The 16250-nt window shown below is 52.1% G+C and carries 15 protein-coding genes, 1 tRNA gene and 1 pseudogene; 9 read left to right on the plus strand and 8 right to left on the minus strand.

The genetic code is table 11. The annotated features are described in order from the left end of the window. Positions 1 to 79: 79 nt before the first annotated feature. From modC to modA, 3 genes are read right to left on the minus strand one after another with little or no spacing between them, the layout of a single operon-like run. A complete protein-coding gene (gene modC / locus CX650_RS15000) occupies positions 80 to 1168 on the minus strand; it encodes a molybdenum ABC transporter ATP-binding protein ModC (RefSeq protein WP_101096263.1) in 1089 nt (362 codons plus the stop codon). Next, positions 1162 to 1854, minus strand: coding sequence for a molybdate ABC transporter permease subunit (gene modB / locus CX650_RS15005; RefSeq protein ID WP_028780857.1), 693 nt, complete (start codon positions 1852 to 1854; stop codon positions 1162 to 1164). The genes modC and modB overlap by 7 nt, the downstream gene beginning before the upstream one ends. Positions 1855 to 1870: 16 nt before the next feature. After that, complete coding sequence (modA, locus tag CX650_RS15010) at positions 1871 to 2638, minus strand: molybdate ABC transporter substrate-binding protein (protein WP_101096264.1); 768 nt, start codon at positions 2636 to 2638, stop codon at positions 1871 to 1873. A gap of 160 nt (positions 2639 to 2798) precedes the next feature. Between modA and CX650_RS15015 the strand changes: the two genes are divergently transcribed. The 4 genes from CX650_RS15015 to CX650_RS15030 all read left to right on the plus strand — a co-directional run bounded on the left by CX650_RS15015 (position 2799) and on the right by CX650_RS15030 (position 4881). Continuing rightward, a complete protein-coding gene (locus CX650_RS15015; protein WP_101096265.1) occupies positions 2799 to 3584 on the plus strand; it encodes a TOBE domain-containing protein in 786 nt (261 codons plus the stop codon). Positions 3585 to 3711: 127 nt separating this feature from the next. Further along, positions 3712 to 4206 carry a transcription elongation factor GreB gene (gene greB, locus CX650_RS15020; protein WP_039035338.1) on the plus strand — a complete coding sequence of 165 codons (495 nt, stop codon included), beginning with the start codon at positions 3712 to 3714 and terminating at the stop codon, positions 4204 to 4206. 171 nt (positions 4207 to 4377) lie between these two features. Then, positions 4378 to 4641, plus strand: a complete 264-nt coding sequence (locus CX650_RS20640) for a hypothetical protein (protein ID WP_373297509.1) — start codon at positions 4378 to 4380, stop codon at positions 4639 to 4641. Between the two features lie 9 nt (positions 4642 to 4650). Further along, complete coding sequence (locus CX650_RS15030; protein WP_039035336.1) at positions 4651 to 4881, plus strand: TM2 domain-containing protein; 231 nt, start codon at positions 4651 to 4653, stop codon at positions 4879 to 4881. A gap of 39 nt (positions 4882 to 4920) precedes the next feature. Here CX650_RS15030 and CX650_RS15035 read toward each other — a convergent pair whose 3' ends face one another. After that, the gene (locus tag CX650_RS15035) at positions 4921 to 5160 is read right to left on the minus strand and encodes a hypothetical protein (RefSeq protein ID WP_039035335.1); all 240 of its coding nucleotides are present in this window, start codon (positions 5158 to 5160) and stop codon (positions 4921 to 4923) included. A 285-nt stretch (positions 5161 to 5445) separates the two neighbouring features. On the opposite strand from CX650_RS15035, the gene CX650_RS15040 reads away from it, so the two are divergent. Next, a complete protein-coding gene (locus CX650_RS15040; RefSeq protein WP_157823037.1) occupies positions 5446 to 6420 on the plus strand; it encodes a ribonuclease T2 family protein in 975 nt (324 codons plus the stop codon). Positions 6421 to 6426: 6 nt separating this feature from the next. Here the strand turns inward: CX650_RS15040 and CX650_RS15045 are convergent, their stop codons facing one another. The 4 genes from CX650_RS15045 to plsB all read right to left on the minus strand — a co-directional run bounded on the left by CX650_RS15045 (position 6427) and on the right by plsB (position 11658). After that, on the minus strand, positions 6427 to 7224 hold the full coding sequence (locus CX650_RS15045) for a VOC family protein (protein ID WP_101096267.1): 798 nt from the start codon (positions 7222 to 7224) through the stop codon (positions 6427 to 6429). A gap of 588 nt (positions 7225 to 7812) precedes the next feature. Beyond that, positions 7813 to 7886 (minus strand) — tRNA-Gly (locus CX650_RS15050). 98 nt (positions 7887 to 7984) lie between these two features. Further along, positions 7985 to 9232: a tryptophan permease gene (gene mtr / locus CX650_RS15055; protein ID WP_101096268.1), complete on the minus strand. Its 1248-nt coding sequence runs from the start codon at positions 9230 to 9232 to the stop codon at positions 7985 to 7987. Next, positions 9232 to 11658 carry a glycerol-3-phosphate 1-O-acyltransferase PlsB gene (gene plsB / locus CX650_RS15060; protein WP_101096323.1) on the minus strand — a complete coding sequence of 809 codons (2427 nt, stop codon included), beginning with the start codon at positions 11656 to 11658 and terminating at the stop codon, positions 9232 to 9234. The genes mtr and plsB overlap by 1 nt, the downstream gene beginning before the upstream one ends. 262 nt (positions 11659 to 11920) lie before the next feature. Between plsB and lexA the strand changes: the two genes are divergently transcribed. From lexA to ctaD, 4 genes and pseudogenes are all read left to right on the plus strand, one after another. After that, positions 11921 to 12541 (plus strand): transcriptional repressor LexA, encoded by a 621-nt coding sequence (gene lexA / locus CX650_RS15065; protein WP_039035332.1) that lies wholly within the window; start codon positions 11921 to 11923, stop codon positions 12539 to 12541. Then, positions 12538 to 13029, plus strand: coding sequence for a cell division inhibitor SulA (locus CX650_RS15070; protein ID WP_052248213.1), 492 nt, complete (start codon positions 12538 to 12540; stop codon positions 13027 to 13029). Before lexA ends, CX650_RS15070 begins: the two co-directional genes overlap by 4 nt. Before the next feature lie 470 nt (positions 13030 to 13499). Beyond that, positions 13500 to 14621, plus strand: a pseudogene (coxB, locus tag CX650_RS15075) (cytochrome c oxidase subunit II); the annotation flags it as partial. A gap of 18 nt (positions 14622 to 14639) precedes the next feature. Then, a complete protein-coding gene (ctaD, locus tag CX650_RS15080; RefSeq protein ID WP_039035330.1) occupies positions 14640 to 16250 on the plus strand; it encodes a cytochrome c oxidase subunit I in 1611 nt (536 codons plus the stop codon).

Raw genomic sequence — 16250 nt, forward strand, 5'->3', positions numbered from 1 at the left:
CTAAATATCTTAAATTTAGCCATTTTAATACCAAAAATCACCCGAGACTTTGTAACAGTAGTTGATCTTCTGTTGTACCTCAGTGAGAACGAGCCAAATCGGCGGCCGTGAGGCTGACCCCTTTAATCTGGGCATAGAGCGACATTCCGGGCTGCAACGCCAGCTCCTCAAGGGCCCAGCGGGTAATATTGGCCCACAGTGGCATACCCGCCAACCTCAACCTGAGCTGCACATAGTCGCGGTTGTCGACCCTGCTCACCTCCTCCAGAGTTACCGGCAGGATATTGCGAATACTGCTGCCGCTCGGCACCTGCAGGCACACAGAGACCTGATTGCTGTGAACCCGCACCCGTATCGGCTTATCCTGTTTGGGTAACAATTCATTGACCCACAAGCTGTTACCGTCGGCGAGTTGCAAACGGGTCATGGCATACTCGGGATGACTCTCGGCCACTGTGGCACTCAACAGTGAGCTTTGTTCCTGAGCACTGAGCCAGGGTCTCAGCTCGTCACTGTCCCACACCTGCTCCAGCGGGCCACTGAGGACGCAGCTGCCCTTGTCCAGCACCAGCATCTGATCCGCCAGTTGCAGAATCTCATCCAGACTATGGCTGACATAGATAATCGGCAGCTTAAGTTCGGCGGTGAGCCTCTGTAGGTAGGGCAACAGCTCGCGCTTGCGCGGCAAGTCCAGCGATGCCAGCGGCTCATCCATCAACAGGATCTCTGGACGGGTCAGCAAGGCCCGGCCTATGGCGACCCGCTGTTTTTCCCCACCGGAGAGGGTGAAGGGAAAACGGTCGAGCAGTTTCTCCAGCCCCAGCAGTTGCACCACAGTATCAAACTCGCGGCTGTCTTTATCCTTGCGGCCATAGTTGAGATTGCCGCGCACTCGATAGTGGGGAAACAGCCTGGCATCCTGAAACACAAAGCCGGCGTTACGCCGCTCAGGTGGCAGATTGATCTTCTTTTCTTTATGAAACAACCAGCGCTCTCCCAAGCGGATCTCTCCGGCATCCGGCGTTGCCAGGCCACCGAGAATATTGATCAGCGAGGTCTTACCGGCGCCCGAGCGGCCAAAGACGGCGCTGACCCCGGAGAGAGGTAACTCTGTGTCCACATCCAGCAGGGTTTGTCCCAGCTGTTGCCTGATAGCGATTTTCAGCATTGTCCCAGCGTCCTCTGTTGCGCCCGCTTGCTGAGCCATTGGGAAGCGATCAGCGAAGCCAGTGAAATCAATATCGCAATCACACACAGCCTGGCGGCCTCGGCCTCGGCGCCCGGGGTCTCGATAAAGGAGTACATAGCCAAGGGAATAGTGCGGGTTTCACCGGGTATATTGGAGACAAAAGTAATGGTGGAACCAAACTCCCCGAGGCTGCGGGCAAAGGCCAGCACCATGCCCGAGACTATGCCGGGCGCGGTCAGCGGCAGGCTGATGGTGAAGAAGACCTTGAGTCGGCCGGCGCCCAAGGTGCGCGCCGCCTGCTCCAGACGCACATCCACCCCTTCAAGCGCCTGACGAATGGCACGAACCATTAACGGGAATGACACCACCGCGGCCGCCAGTGCAGCGCCGCGCCAGCTGAAACTAAAGCTGAAGCCAAAAGTGTCATAGAGCCAACCACCGAGAAAACCGCTGCGACCCATGGAGACCAGCAATAAATACCCTATGACCACAGGCGGCAACACCAGTGGCAGGTGGATCAGGCTATCGAGCACAGACTTGCCGGGGAACTCCAGCCGCGCCAGCACCCAGGCACACAAAATACCAAGCGGCAGGCTACAGAGCACTGCCACAGTGGACACCTTGAGACTGAGCAGCAAGGCGGCCACTTCATAGTCGGTCAACAAGCTCAAAGTCAGGATCTCAGTTTACGCCAAAGCCGTATTTGGCAAATACCGCCTTGGCAGCGTCGGACTGCAGGAATTGATAGAAACCTTCGGCGCCTTTACTGTGCTCTTTACCCACCAGCGCCATGGGATAGCTGATTGGCTTGTGAGTCTCTTGGGGGAATACCGCCAGCTGTTTTACTCCTTGGGCCACTTTGGCATCTGTGGAATAGACAATCCCCAGAGATGACTCGCCGCGTTCAACCAACGCCAAGGCACCGCGAACACTATTGGCTCTGGCCAGCAAAGGTTCGGCCTGTTGCCACAAACCCAAGTTTTCCAGCGCCTGCTTGGCATAGCGACCTGCCGGCACATGATCTGGATCGCCAACCGCCATCCGGCTGTTACCCAATGCCTGTTTGAGATCCCAGGAAGCCGAGATTTCAACCTGGTTCAGCGCACTGCTTTTCGGCGCGATCAGCACCAGAGTGTTACGCAGCAGAGTGACCCTACTATCACTATCAATGGCTTTGTTTTCATCGAGATAGTCCATCCATTTCTGGTTGGCCGACAGAAACAGCTCGGCTGGCGCACCTTGGGCAATCTGCCGGGCCAGCGTCGAAGATGAAGCAAAAGAGAACAGGGTTTCAGTGTCATGCTTGCGGTCATATTCGGCGCCCAGTTCATTCATGGCATTGGTGAGTGAAGCGGCGGCAAAGACGGTGACTTTTTCCTTGGCACTGACGTTAAAGGCCAACAATAACCCCAGAGCCAAGCTCAGGGCAGGACGGAACAGGGACTTCATAACGACTCCTTGGTGAAATAATTGCACTATTTGGACACTGTCAACGTTATATACATAGTTATATAACGATAAGCAAGCCTGTGAGCGTCAGTGAGTGATCCCTGTGGTCTTTATCAGCGCAATAAGAGAGAATAACCCCGACACTGATAAGGAATACGCCATGGATCTCAAAGCCCTGTTGACTCTCAACAATGCCGATAAACTGTTTGCCAATCCCAAGCGCATTGCACTGTTGAAGCAGATACGCATTACCGGCTCCATCAGCCAGGGGGCCAAACAGGCGGGCATCAGTTACAAAGCGGCCTGGGACGCGGTCAACGACATGAATCTGCAGGCTCCCCAGCCTGTGGTCAGCAGTGAAAAAGGCGGTAAAGGCGGTGGCGGCGCCAAGTTAACCGAGTTTGGCGAGCGTCTGCTGAAGCTCTACGAACTGATGGATCAGATGCAGGACATGGTGCTCAAGGCGCTGTTGGATGCGGCCGTTCCCATGGATAACCTACTGGATCTGATGGCCCACTTCTCGCTCAAGACCAGCGCCCGCAATCAACTGGCCGGTGAAGTCATTGCGCTCAAGGATGATGCACTCAATGACAATGTCAGGGTCAAATTGGCCGGTGGACAGGAGATAGACGCCGCCATCACCCATGCCAGCACAGACAAACTGGGGTTGCATATCGGCAAAAAGGTATTGCTGCTGTTCAAGGCTCCCGCCGTCAGTATCCACTCGCTGCAGCAGCCCCTCAGCAGTGGCAATCGCCTCAAGGGCCAATTATTGCAAATCAAACGCGATCCCCAGCGCAGCGAAATCACCCTGGATATCGGCGGCAACGACCGCCTCTACGCTTCGGTATGCAACGACAGCATTGAGGGCTTGCCATTGACTCTGGGCGATCATCTGCAGGCCAGCTTTGAGCCGGGGCAGACACTCATCGCCTGCTTAAAATGACAAGCAAAGGCATCCTGTTTATCCCATTGGCAGAAAGGCGCACTTGCAAGCGCGCCTGAGTTCTGTAAATCTTCAGCACTATTGGCATCGGCGCCTGGCGCCAACAGCAAGTTGATCGAATAAACCGATGAAAGCCCATTTGATTACCCGTAAGGGCTGGGAAGCCCTGGACAAAGAACTCAAATATTTATGGAAGGAATACCGTCCCGAGATCACCCTCAAGGTACAAGAGGCCGCGGCTCAAGGCGACCGCTCCGAAAACGCAGATTACACCTACAACAAACGCTTACTACGGCAGATAGATCGCCGGATCCGCTATCTGGTTAAACGCCTGGAAGAGCTGAAAATAGTCGACTACTCACCGCAGCAGGAAGGAAAGGTGTTTTTCGGCGCTTGGGTCGAACTGGAAAATGACCAGGGCACTGTGGTGCGCTACCGGATTGTCGGCAAGGACGAGATAGATACCAAGAAAGGTTATATCACCATAGACTCCCCCATGGCGCGGGCTCTCATAGGAAAACAGGTTGATGATGAAGTCCAGGTGCAAACCCCATCCGGGATCAAAGAGTGGTACATCAATGTGATCCAATACCAGGCGTTTGAAACAGATGTGTCAGAATAATCTCAATTTAACAATTTGTTATTGAAAAAAATCCCAGGAAAAAGGTAGACTTCCCACGTTTGGCTCGAAGATGTGCAGGGAGATGCCTGCCGGGCCGGACGACTCAGCTTTCAACATAGGAACAAGGAAGTGCAGACTCTCAAAAAATCCGATAAGAGTTATGGCGTAGCCGTGTGCCTTTCAGGCATTTTCGGCATCTTGGGCATACACCATTTTTACTGTGGGCGTATTCTGCATGGCCTGTTTGATCTCGGTCTGGCAATAGTAGGTATTACGCTGATTTCGACAGATGATCCTACCTTGGTATTCACCGGAATAGCTGTACTGGCGGTCGATATTATCCACACAGTGATAATCACTTTCATGTTACTCGTAGGAAGCTATAAAGATGGGCAGGGTAGGCTGATCACTTACCCGGGACAAAAGTTAACTTAAGGACAAACAATGACAATCGAAAATGAGCAATTGAGCGACAAGGGTTTCGTACCTACTCTACTGCTGTGCTTCTTCCTGGGCAGCTTCGGCGTGCACCGTTTTTACACAGGTAAAATCGGTACAGGTCTGCTGATGTTACTGACCCTGGGTGGCCTGGGTATTTGGACTCTGATCGACTTTGTTCGTATCGCCATCGGTAGCTTCCGTGATGCCGAAGGTCGCCAAATCAAAGCAGCCTGATCCCTGTATGCCAGTGGCACCAGCCACTGGCATCCTTACTCACTCCTTAGAAAGCACCCTTCCATTACGTAACATCTCTTCCGCTTCTAAGCGCTCTTGCTCCCTTTGTGCCTGAGTGGTACATCTTCTTATCGGCATCCTCGAACCTGTCACTGTAACTTTTTCACAGTGGTAACCATCACTGCGCTCCACATCTGCCTGAGCCTGCTGCGATTCATCAGTACTACTACAAGCTCCCAGACACAACACCATAACTACCGAGGCAACACATCCTTTCATTCACTTTTTCCTGTAAAATTCTGCTGCATTGCCAAGCTACACAACTAATTGACAAGTAACAATTGCGCTTCATTTACTCAACAAACACAAAGATACAAATTGGCGCCATTTATCTGCGGCCAAAAAGTCGGATATTCCGGCTATGGTGCATCAGCTCTAAGCCTTGAAGCCAAAGTTGAAGATCATCTACTTAACATAAGTTGCACTTCAAACCGATACAGATACAAAGTGTCACATGGCAAAACAAAAATCTGCATGATGACAATTTCGTCAAAGAGGAACCTTATGACCCGCTTACTGATATTATTGCTGTGGCTGTTACCTGTCGGGATCATGGCAACCCCCTTTTCCGGTGAGTTGCTGATAGACAAGACCTGCCCGCTGTTTCAATCGAAGAACAAGGGCACTAATCCCGGGCAGCTTTACAGCAACCCCGGACAAAGGCTGGAGATAGTTGAGCGCCTCGGTCACGACACGCCCACCTGGTTCAGGGTCAAGACCTCGGCGACACAATCACCTCTGCGCTGGATTGCCGCCGATTGTGGTCAGCTGCAAGCGGGCGCACTGCCTACTGAACCTCAAACCCAAAACGCCTGTAACCTGGCCGATAAATACGATAGCCATCTGCTGGCTCTGTCGTGGCAAAACGCCTTTTGTGAGTCAAAAGGTTCCAGCAAACCCGAATGTCGCAGCCAAAGCGCCGACCGCTTCGATGCCAGTCATTTCAGCTTGCACGGCTTATGGCCCAATAAGCGCTCTTGCGGCATCAGCTATGGCTATTGCGGCAAGGTCAAACACAAGCCCGATAACTTCTGCGCTTATCCCGCCATTGAGTTGAGTGAAACCGTATCCGAGCGCCTGGCTCAGATGATGCCCAGTCACGCCTATGGCAGTTGCCTGGAGCGGCACGAATGGTGGAAACACGGCAGTTGCAGGGATGAAAATGCCGAAACCTACTTTTCATTGGCACTCAAACTGACCACAGAGGTTAACCAGGCAACGCCTCTGCTCAACCTACTGCAACAAAACATCGGCGCCAAGATAGCGACCGATTCTTTAAGACAAGCGTTTCAGCAAAGCTTTGGCCCTTCGAGCGAATACAAGCTGAGCCTTAAATGTCACCGGGGGATGTTGACCGAAATTCAGCTCAGTCTTCCCGAAAAGATAGATGACAGCGACCTAAAGACTCTGCTGCAACAGGCACCCAGAATTGCTCCCGGCAACTGTGGTAGCCAAATCCGCATCGATGCGGCCAACTGAGAGAAATTAGAGCGCCATGGTCAGCCGAATAATACTGAAAACAGCCCCTTGCGGGTCGTTGATCACCGCAAAACGCCCCACATTGGGGATATCTGTAGGTGGCACACAAACCTTGCCGCCCAATTCGGCCGCTCGACAAGCCATCACATCACAGTCATCAACACTGAAATAAATCATCCAGTGGGGCGGCACGTCACCCCACTGCTCGGTCATTTGCAGCATACCACCAATGCCTTCATCACAGCTGTCGCTATTGAGAAACCATTCTGTATATTCAAAATCGGCAGCATTCTCACTGCGACGCATCTGCCAGTTGAACACCTTGGGATAAAAGATCTTGGCCGCTTCAGGTTGCCGACAGGCGAGCTCAACCCAGCATAGAGTGTTGGCTTCCCACTTACGCCCGGCACCGGGATGTTCGATACCCTGCCAAACCGAAAAATGGGCCCCTTCGGGATCGGTAAATAGCGCCATCTTACCGGCACAGCCAACCTCATGGGGGCCCATCAGAAGCTGACCGCCGGCGGAGCTGATGGCCTCAATACAGTGGTTAATATCCTCCACCGCAAAGTAAACCGCCCAGTGACTGGGAACCCCCTGCTGCTGTAATTCAGTAGGCAATTGATAAATGGCACCTATATCTTCATGCGCCTGCTTCAACATGGTATAGGCGCCTTCCGGCATGGGGATATCTTCAGCTTGCCAACCAAAGAGACGACAATAAAAGTGCTTGGCACTGTTCCAGTCCTGCGTCCCCAGTTCTACCCAACAGGGCTCGCCGTGTCTGTATGCTGTAATCTTCATTATCCGGTTTCCAATTCTGTGTTGCGCAGTGGAGGCTGATGAAGCCGGTTCCATTTACGTTAAACACTAATAGAAATTATACCAGACTGTATAGAAAATATACGATGGCAATATCGAATTGAGAATATAAGGGTTTGACGATATACAGAAGAAAAAAGGCCGTAGTCTGTTGGTTAGCATAAACTTTCCTTGTCACGCTTCCCTATGCTGCACAATGTGCCAAACAACAGACTACGACGGAACAATGAGATGCAAAATCTCATACATAAAAAGGATGCAGGGCAATGGACACAATCCCTTTATGCGTAAGTAATACTGGCTTATCGAGAGCAGGATAACTATCAGACAAATCCCAAGAGAGTTTGGCACCCTTCCTAAAGGGGCGCTATTTAGACTCAGAAGGCCAAAATGACCCGATCCCCTTTGAGAAATATATTGCCTTTCAGTTTATTGGCTTTTACGGATAGAAAAACGAGACCGGCACCTGTGTAACTTAAATAGTCATAGGTTGCGGATAAAGCCCAGTGCAAAAAACGAATATTGATTCATGAGCTACTGGGAGCAAGTATCAACTATGACGAAACTAATTGGAGCGGGTGATGGGAATCGAACCCACGTATGCAGCTTGGGAAGCTGCCGTTCTACCATTGAACTACACCCGCACAAAACACTCGGCATGGACGATATAAATTACTGACTTTTATAGTCTTGTCAAGAAGCCGCTCTTTCATTCCTTTGAAAAAGAGAGCAGCTTCTCGCTTCAGGAATACTTAGGCAGTATACCAGCCATGGCCAACAGATGGCAGGCAGCCGTCAGTAATCCAAACAACACCACTATGGCTATCAAAGGTGTACCGCCCGGCACACGAAAGCCGTGGCTATCGGCAAATTGTTGTCTTGAACGCCAAGCCATCAAGGCCGGCACTATGACGGCCCAAACTGTAGCCGCCAGGGCAGCAAAGCCGATAGCGACCAGGAAGCCATCGGGAAACAACATACCCAATAAAGTCGGAGGCAGGAAAGTCACCAAGGCGGTCTTGGCCCTGCCACAGCGACTGTCGTCAAAACCAAACAGATCTGCCAAATAGTCAAACAAGCCCAAGGTCACCCCAAGAAATGAAGAGGCTACCGCCAGATTGGCAAACAGAGTAAGCATGGTGTTGAGCAGCGAGTTATCCATCACCTTGGACAAGGCGCCAACCAATACGCCCATATTGCCGCCCTGAGCAATAATAGCGCCGAATTCGCCGCGGGAAATATTACCCATGGTCGCCACCAACCAACACAGGTAGATAGCCAAGGCGATAAAGGTACCTAAAAAAATCGCCTTGATAATAGTGCCCGGTTGCTTGCCGTAGTATTTCACCAGCGACGGCACATTGCCATGATAGCCAAAACTCGCCAGCCCGAAAGGAATGGCCGCCCACAAATATGAGCCATAAGAGTTCTCGCCATCAGGTAGTAACAACTTGCTGGTGTCTATGCCGATCAGCAGATTGCCTATCGCCAGAAAGAAGCTGATGATCATCCCGCCCAGCATTATAGTGGTGATGCGATCCACGGCCTTGGTACTTATCAGCACCACAAGTGCCAGCACCAGGGCAAACACCAGGGCGGCAAAGCTCTGCGGCAGGCTGATATCCATCCCTTCCAGGCTGTGATTGACTATGGAGCCGCCGCCACTGATATAGGCGTAAGTAAGGATATAGAGCACGAAGGTTATCGAAGCGCCGTTAAGCACCCGCCAGAATTGCCCCAAAGTTTCCTTGGTGAGGGTGTCAAAGCTGGCGCCGGGCTCAAAATGGAGATTGGTTTCCAGCAGCAGCAGCCCGGACATGAACATGCAAAACCACACCCCCAGCAGCATAAGCACAGAATAGCCAAACCACATGCCGGCGCCTTCTACCGGCAGCGAAAACATCCCGGCACCGACTGTGGTCCCGGCGATGATCATGGCGCCGCCCAGCAAAGACGCCTTGGCAGGCGCCGCATTCATATGATTGGCCATCAGGCCTCCTGTTCGGCGGCGACGCTGTCAACTATGGTTTGCTTGACCTGAGGACGCAGTAGCTGGTTGGCATAATCCCGGGTTCGCTCTATATCATGGCGGGTATCTTCCTTGGTGAGATACCCAAGCTCTTTGAGCTTGATACTCAAGATGCCGTAGAGTTTCTTGTCGTAAAATTCAGGGGCAGTAATCCCATGCAGCGCGCCAAGACGACTGGCCAATTTGTGGCTTTCGCGCTCCAAATCGCCACGCTCAATACCCGGGTGCGCGGCCAGCAAGTTAAAGATGATGGCGTAACGTTGAAGGGTTTCGCTCATGGTTTCGGCCAGCAACGCCAGCGGATTGATCCCGGCTTCCAGCACTCGGAAGCCATTGACTTCTTCGGCCACCAAACCTTTGGCAATGAAACGATCCAGCAGTTGATCGGCATAGGCTCTGACATCGGCCTTACCCATAAACAGCTCGGCCTGCAGCAAAGGATAGAAATCCTCAAGCACCGCTTGCATCCGAGATCGGCAGCACTGCTCTTGACGCACCAGGCAGCTGGCCAGCAAAGAAGGCACCATAAATAGGTGAATGATGTTGTTGCGATAGTAAGTCATGGTTACCGCAATCGACTCGTCGATTGAGATGATATCGCCCAGTTCATCTTCCTGAACCGTAAACTTATTCAGCTCCAGACCTTGTTGCAGCAATTGCTTACCGTCACCTTCGGCCACCGAGATGTACTGGGTGTAAGGCACTTCCTTGAGCAGATCCAAATACAAGTCCAACTGACGTTCCAACTGGTTTCGTTCCAACGCATTCTGCTCTGAGGACAATAGTACCAAGCTGGTGAGGGTCACTGCGCTGGCAGCAGCAGCATCGTTGATATGAGTCATGACCCGATTGGCCAGAGTATTGACAGCCGGAGTCAACCAGCTGGGTTTCTGCTCGGGATCGGCTGCCACCTCTTCGCGCCAGTTAGGTGCCGCCTCACTGAGGAAATTCTGCAGCGTCACGGGCTCACCAAAGTTTACATAACCCTGACCAAAATTACCCAACTTACGCAAGGCGCCAACCACTTGCCAGACAGATTCTTTTTGCTTCTTCTTGCCGCTGAGTTCTTTGTGATAAGTGGCCACTTCCATAACGTGGTCATAGCCCAGGTACACAGGCACCAAAGTCACTGGTCGCTCAATACCCCGCAACACAGAGTTGACCGTCATCGCCAGCATCCCAGTCTTGGGCGACAACAACCGCCCGGTACGGGAGCGGCCACCTTCGGTGAAGTACTCAACCGAATAGCCTTTGGCAAACAGCTGATCCAGATACTCACGGAACACTGCAGTATAGAGTTTATTACCGTTGAAACTGCGGCGGATAAAGAAGGCACCACCACGGCGGAATATAGGCCCGGCAGGCCAGAAGTTCAGGTTGATACCGGCGGCGATATGAGGCGGAACCATACCCTGAAAATAGAGAATATAGGAGAGCAGCAAATAATCCATATGACTGCGATGGCAAGGTACATAAACTATCTCATGTCCATCATGATGCAACTGGCGTATCTGCTCGGCGCCCTTGATGTTGATCCCCTTGTAGAGCTTGTTCCATAACCAGGTGAGGATCCGCTGGGCAATACGCACCAGGCTGTCTGAATAGTGGGCAGCAATCTCATCGAGATATTCCTCCGCCATTTCCCTGGCCCTGGCCTCGGGGATCTTCTTGGCTGCGGCTTCCTCTTTGATAGCCTTTTTAAGGGTTTCTGAACGCAACAGTTCATTAAACAGCGCTTGACGGTTGGGCAGTAATGGCCCGGTCATCACCTTACGCTGACGGCGGAAATGTACCCTGGCCACTCGCGCCAACTTATGGGCAATAGCTTTATCGGTTCCATGTTCATCGGCCATCAGCCGCAGCGAGACCGCATTGGAAAACTGCACAAAGTTGTCTCGCCCCAGGAACAGGATCATTAGAAACTTGCGCAACCAAGTGGGGTTTTCCCGCTCAAATACGGCGGCGCGCATGCTGTCATCTTCCTTACCCGGAGTTCGGCCCCAATAGAGACTCACTGGCACCAATTGAATATCCAATTCAGGATTGGTCTGATGCAAATGAAGCAAAGAGGTGAAACAGCTGAGAAAAGGTTTATTGCCCTTGCGCTTGCCGAACAGGGGCTTTGCACCTTCCAGGCAGACGACTCTGGGAACGGTAATATCATCAACCTTGAGCGTCTCATAAGGGCAAGGCAAACCAAATTTACGGGTGACTTCCGCCAACGCCGCGATATCACTGACAGACTCCGTCTTCATCACGTAGGCCATCGGCTTGGCGAGATCCAGGTTCAAATCAGCGAAAGGATCCTGAGGCACCACAGTGGTATGCACCAGCTTGCTTTGGAGCCAGCGAAGTGATTTAAACCAGAATGAATCTTGTTTGGACATGTTTTTCAGTGTCTGAGCCACAATCAATAGCCCAATAGAATACCAGAACTTCCTGAATCTTAGCTAGGGAAGGTGCGAACCGGTCCCGGCAGCTCCTCTGGCAAATTCCTTGAACTCCCCATGATTCGTAAGCCTGACTGTCCAAATCTGCCACAGGTTGAAACATTTACCCTCCCCTAAACGTTTCAATTTTGGTTAATACTTGCGCTGATTGAAATACTGTATATACTGACAGGTACTGTATGAAAAAACAGGAATCACCATGAGACCACTGACACCGCGCCAGGCACAGATTCTGGAATTGATTAAACGCAATATAGCCGACACCGGCATGCCGCCAACCCGGGCTGAAATTGCCACCCGGTTAGGCTTCAAGAGTGCCAATGCCGCAGAGGAACACCTCAAGGCACTGGCAAAGAAAGGCTGTATTGAGATCATGCCAGGCACCTCTCGTGGTATTCGCTTGTCACATGATGAACAAGCGGAGTCAGAAGCAGGTCTGCCCTTAATAGGCCAGGTCGCTGCCGGGGAACCCATACTGGCACAGGAGCATGTTGAGCAGTATTACCAGGTCGACCCTGGCATGTTCCATCCCTGCGCCGACTTCCTACTGCGGGTACGCGGCGACAGCATGAAGAACATAGGCATTCTCGAAGGTGATCTCCTGGCGGTTCACAAGGTACAAGAAGCCCGTAACGGTCAAGTCGTGGTGGCCAGGGTTGAAGACGATGTAACAGTGAAGCGTTTTGAAAAGAAAGGTAATGTGGTTTATCTACATGCCGAGAACGAGGCTTACTCCCCAATCAAAGTCGACCTGACTTTCCAGCCATTGACCATTGAAGGACTGGCGGTAGGCATAATACGCAATGGAGACTGGCTATGAGCATAATGACGGGCAACGCCCCAAGACACCCAGGCCTGTGGACAGACACCAGTATTGCCGGCAATCAGCCTTGGCAACATACCGGCATCTCCAGCTTGGCCAGCCATAGCCAGGGACGTCAGGAATTATTACGCCTCTGCCCTCAATTGGCGCAATTGAGTCAACAGGGACGCTGGATAGTCTTGATTAACGCCCCTGCCAACATAGGTTACAAGGAAACCTTAGCAAGGGCCGGCGTCAGAATGGATAGAGTTCTCTTGGTGCGCACCAAGGATGAAATCGAAGCCCTGTGGGCAACGGAAAGAGCCTTGACCAACGGCACCTCCAGTGCAGTGATCAGTTGGATAAACAGCCTGGATGCCCGTGATAACCGTCGATTGCAGCTGGTTGCCCGTAACGCCAGAGCCATGGGAATAGTGCTGGAAACAGGACGGCAGGCGAAAGAGATGGATAACCGCCTCAACGAACTTACCCGCTCCATCCATTAATTGTATGAATAAAGGCCATTCCTGGGATGGCCTTTATTCTGTGCCTTTTGGGTGCAATACCTTTCCTTGTAAATCGACGCAAAGCCGCGCTGGTCAGCCCCTCACGCAGAATTCACCTCTAGATTAACAGACGCTTTTCTTTCATACAGTTAGAAAATATCGTGATCTTGATCAAAATTTAATCTACAAGTAATGTAAGAACAACGATTGTGTTATCTCCATGCAATTCGTCGTAGGTTGAACGTCCCATTTCGCTTTATAGCGAGTAAGGCCGTCGCCGGAAATGCTGAGTATATTCAGCGGTAAGTGCAACAGTGGTTACCACCTGTATACCTAGATCTAAGTGAAACCGCCGCCGCACTTTGAAGTCATCGTTGCTTTTTTGGGAACTGAAGAGTTTGCATAGAGCAAAGACTTACTGTGTGACTCTTCTTTGTAGTTGCGAATGCAATTGACAGAGGAGATGTCTTGTGAAGCAATGGCTGTGTGTTTTGCTGACCTTGTTGTGCGTCAGCTTGTTGTCTCCAGGTGCTCAGGCAGATATGCCCTTGAATATGACTCAAGGGGTAACTGAGATCAGTGGCAAGGTGTATCACCTGCACATGATCATTCTTTATATCTGCTGCGCCATAGGTTTGGTCGTATTCGGCGTGATGATCTACGCCATGATCAACCATAGAAAATCCAAAGGGGCAGTCGCGTCCCAATTCCATGAAAGTACCAAGGTAGAAATTGCCTGGACGCTTATCCCCTTCTTAATCCTTATCCTGATGGCAATCCCCGCAACCAAGACGCTGATTGCCATGGAGGATCCCAGTGATGCCGACCTGACGGTCAAGATCACCGGCTCGCAATGGAAATGGCACTACAGCTATTTCGGCGAAGACATCGACTTCTTCAGCATATTGGCAACGCCGAGGTCCCAGATAGAAGGCCAGGAAGCCAAGGGCGAGCACTACCTGCTTGAAGTCGACAAGCCGTTGGTATTGCCCATCAATCGTAAAGTCCGATTCCTGATGACCTCAGATGATGTGATCCACTCCTGGTGGGTGCCCGCCTTTGCCGTCAAAAAAGACGCCAATCCCGGTTTTATCAACGAAGCCTGGACCCGGGTGGACAAGCCGGGGATCTACCGCGGCCAATGTGCCGAGCTTTGCGGTAAAGACCACGGCTTTATGCCGATTGTGGTGCAGGTACTGGCAGAAGATGAGTTCGACGCCTGGATGGCAAAGCAGAAACAAGCCGCGGCTACGGCCGCCGAAGAAGCTCAGGCGGCCCTCAGTGAGACCATGAGCCATGATGAAGCCATGGCGCTTGGCGAACAGATCTATATGGCGCGCTGCGCCGCCTGTCATCAGCCAAACGGCGCCGGACTTCAAGGGGTGTTCCCGGCGCTCAAGGGCAGTGCTATTGCCATAGGCCCAATAGCAGCCCATCTGGACATAGTGATCCATGGCAAGACAGGCACCGCCATGCAAGCCTTCGGCAAACAGATTACCGCCAAGGAACTGGCCGCTGTGGTGACCTATGAGCGCAATGCCTGGGGCAATAACACAGGCGACACAGTGCAAGCCGCCGACGTCAATAACCACGGGCAGTAGGGGAAGAAGATGAACTCATTCAGTCAAGATGCGAAAGCCGGTGTTCAGGAAGTCACTGAACAGGAACACCAGCATCATCACGCCCCCAAGGGGATCATGCGCTGGTTGCTGACCACCAACCATAAAGATATAGGCACACTCTATCTCTGGTTCAGCTTCATCATGTTCCTGATAGGGGGCGCCATGGCCATGGTGATCCGTGCTGAATTATTCCAGCCCGGTTTGCAACTGGTCGAGCCCAATTTCTTTAACCAAATGACCACAGTACACGGTCTTATCATGGTTTTTGGTGCCGTGATGCCGGCCTTTACCGGCCTGGCCAACTGGTTGATCCCCATGATGATAGGTGCGCCGGATATGGCGCTGCCGAGGATGAATAACTGGAGCTTTTGGATTTTACCCTTCGCCTTCTTAATCCTGCTTAGCTCATTGTTTATGGAAGGCGGCGGCCCCAATTTTGGCTGGACCTTCTATGCGCCATTGTCGACAACTTATAGCGCAGACAGCACAGCCTTGTTTGTTTTTTCAATACATATCATGGGGATAAGCTCAATCATGGGGGCGATCAACGTGATAGTCACCATAGTGAATCTGCGCGCACCTGGCATGAACTGGATGAAGCTGCCCCTGTTCGTCTGGACCTGGCTTATCACCGCCTTCCTGCTGATAGCCGTCATGCCGGTATTGGCCGGGGCCGTGACCATGGTACTCACAGACAAATTCTTCGGCACCAGCTTCTTCGATGCCGCCGGCGGTGGAGATCCTGTGATGTTCCAGCATATTTTCTGGTTCTTCGGCCACCCCGAGGTGTACATAATGATCTTGCCGTCATTCGGTATCATCTCGGCCATCATTCCGGCATTCAGTCGCAAACCTTTGTTTGGCTACGCCTCAATGGTCTACGCCACCGCCAGCATCGCGATCCTCTCCTTCCTGGTGTGGGCACATCACATGTTCACCACAGGTATGCCTGTCTTTGCCGAACTCTTCTTTATGTACTGCACCATGCTGATTGCCGTGCCAACCGGGGTCAAGGTATTCAACTGGGTTGCCACCATGTGGCGGGGATCCATCAGCTTTGAAGCCCCTATGATGTTCGCCTGTGCCTTTATTATTCTCTTCACCATAGGCGGCTTCTCCGGCCTGATGTTGGCAATCACCCCAGCCGACTTCCAATACCATGACACTTACTTTGTGGTTGCCCATTTTCATTATGTGCTGGTCACCGGTGCCATCTTCTCCATCATGGCCGCCGCCTATTACTGGCTACCCAAGTGGACCGGGCATATGTACAGCGAGACCTTGGCCAAGTGGCATTTCTGGTGCTCGGTCATTTCGGTCAATGTGTTGTTCTTCCCGATGCATTTCCTCGGGCTGGCCGGTATGCCCAGACGCATCCCCGACTACTCGGTGCAGTTTGCCGATGTCAATCAGATTGTCTCCATAGGCGGTTTTGCCTTTGGCCTGTCACAGCTAATATTTCTGGTACTGGTGATCAAGTGTATTCGCGGCGGCGCCCAGGCTCCGGCCAAACCTTGGGAAGGAGCCCAAGGGCTTGAGTGGACACTCCCAAGTCCGGCGCCTTATCACACCTTCAGCACTCCGCCGGAGATTAAGTGA

The sequence above is a fragment of the Shewanella indica genome, from assembly GCF_002836975.1.
Classification (GTDB): Bacteria; Pseudomonadota; Gammaproteobacteria; order Enterobacterales; family Shewanellaceae; genus Shewanella; species Shewanella indica.

Coding starts and splice junctions, on each gene's coding strand:
- modC (WP_101096263.1), bottom strand. CDS start 1,168: ATGCTGAAAATCGCTATCAGGCAACAGCTGGGACAAACCCTGCTGGAT.
- modA (WP_101096264.1), bottom strand. CDS start 2,638: ATGAAGTCCCTGTTCCGTCCTGCCCTGAGCTTGGCTCTGGGGTTATTG.
- CX650_RS15015 (WP_101096265.1), top strand. CDS start 2,799: ATGGATCTCAAAGCCCTGTTGACTCTCAACAATGCCGATAAACTGTTT.
- greB (WP_039035338.1), top strand. CDS start 3,712: ATGAAAGCCCATTTGATTACCCGTAAGGGCTGGGAAGCCCTGGACAAA.
- CX650_RS15030 (WP_039035336.1), top strand. CDS start 4,651: ATGACAATCGAAAATGAGCAATTGAGCGACAAGGGTTTCGTACCTACT.
- CX650_RS15035 (WP_039035335.1), bottom strand. CDS start 5,160: ATGAAAGGATGTGTTGCCTCGGTAGTTATGGTGTTGTGTCTGGGAGCT.
- CX650_RS15040 (WP_157823037.1), top strand. CDS start 5,446: ATGACCCGCTTACTGATATTATTGCTGTGGCTGTTACCTGTCGGGATC.
- CX650_RS15045 (WP_101096267.1), bottom strand. CDS start 7,224: ATGAAGATTACAGCATACAGACACGGCGAGCCCTGTTGGGTAGAACTG.
- mtr (WP_101096268.1), bottom strand. CDS start 9,232: ATGGCCAATCATATGAATGCGGCGCCTGCCAAGGCGTCTTTGCTGGGC.
- plsB (WP_101096323.1), bottom strand. CDS start 11,658: ATGTCCAAACAAGATTCATTCTGGTTTAAATCACTTCGCTGGCTCCAA.
- lexA (WP_039035332.1), top strand. CDS start 11,921: ATGAGACCACTGACACCGCGCCAGGCACAGATTCTGGAATTGATTAAA.
- CX650_RS15070 (WP_052248213.1), top strand. CDS start 12,538: ATGAGCATAATGACGGGCAACGCCCCAAGACACCCAGGCCTGTGGACA.
- ctaD (WP_039035330.1), top strand. CDS start 14,640: ATGAACTCATTCAGTCAAGATGCGAAAGCCGGTGTTCAGGAAGTCACT.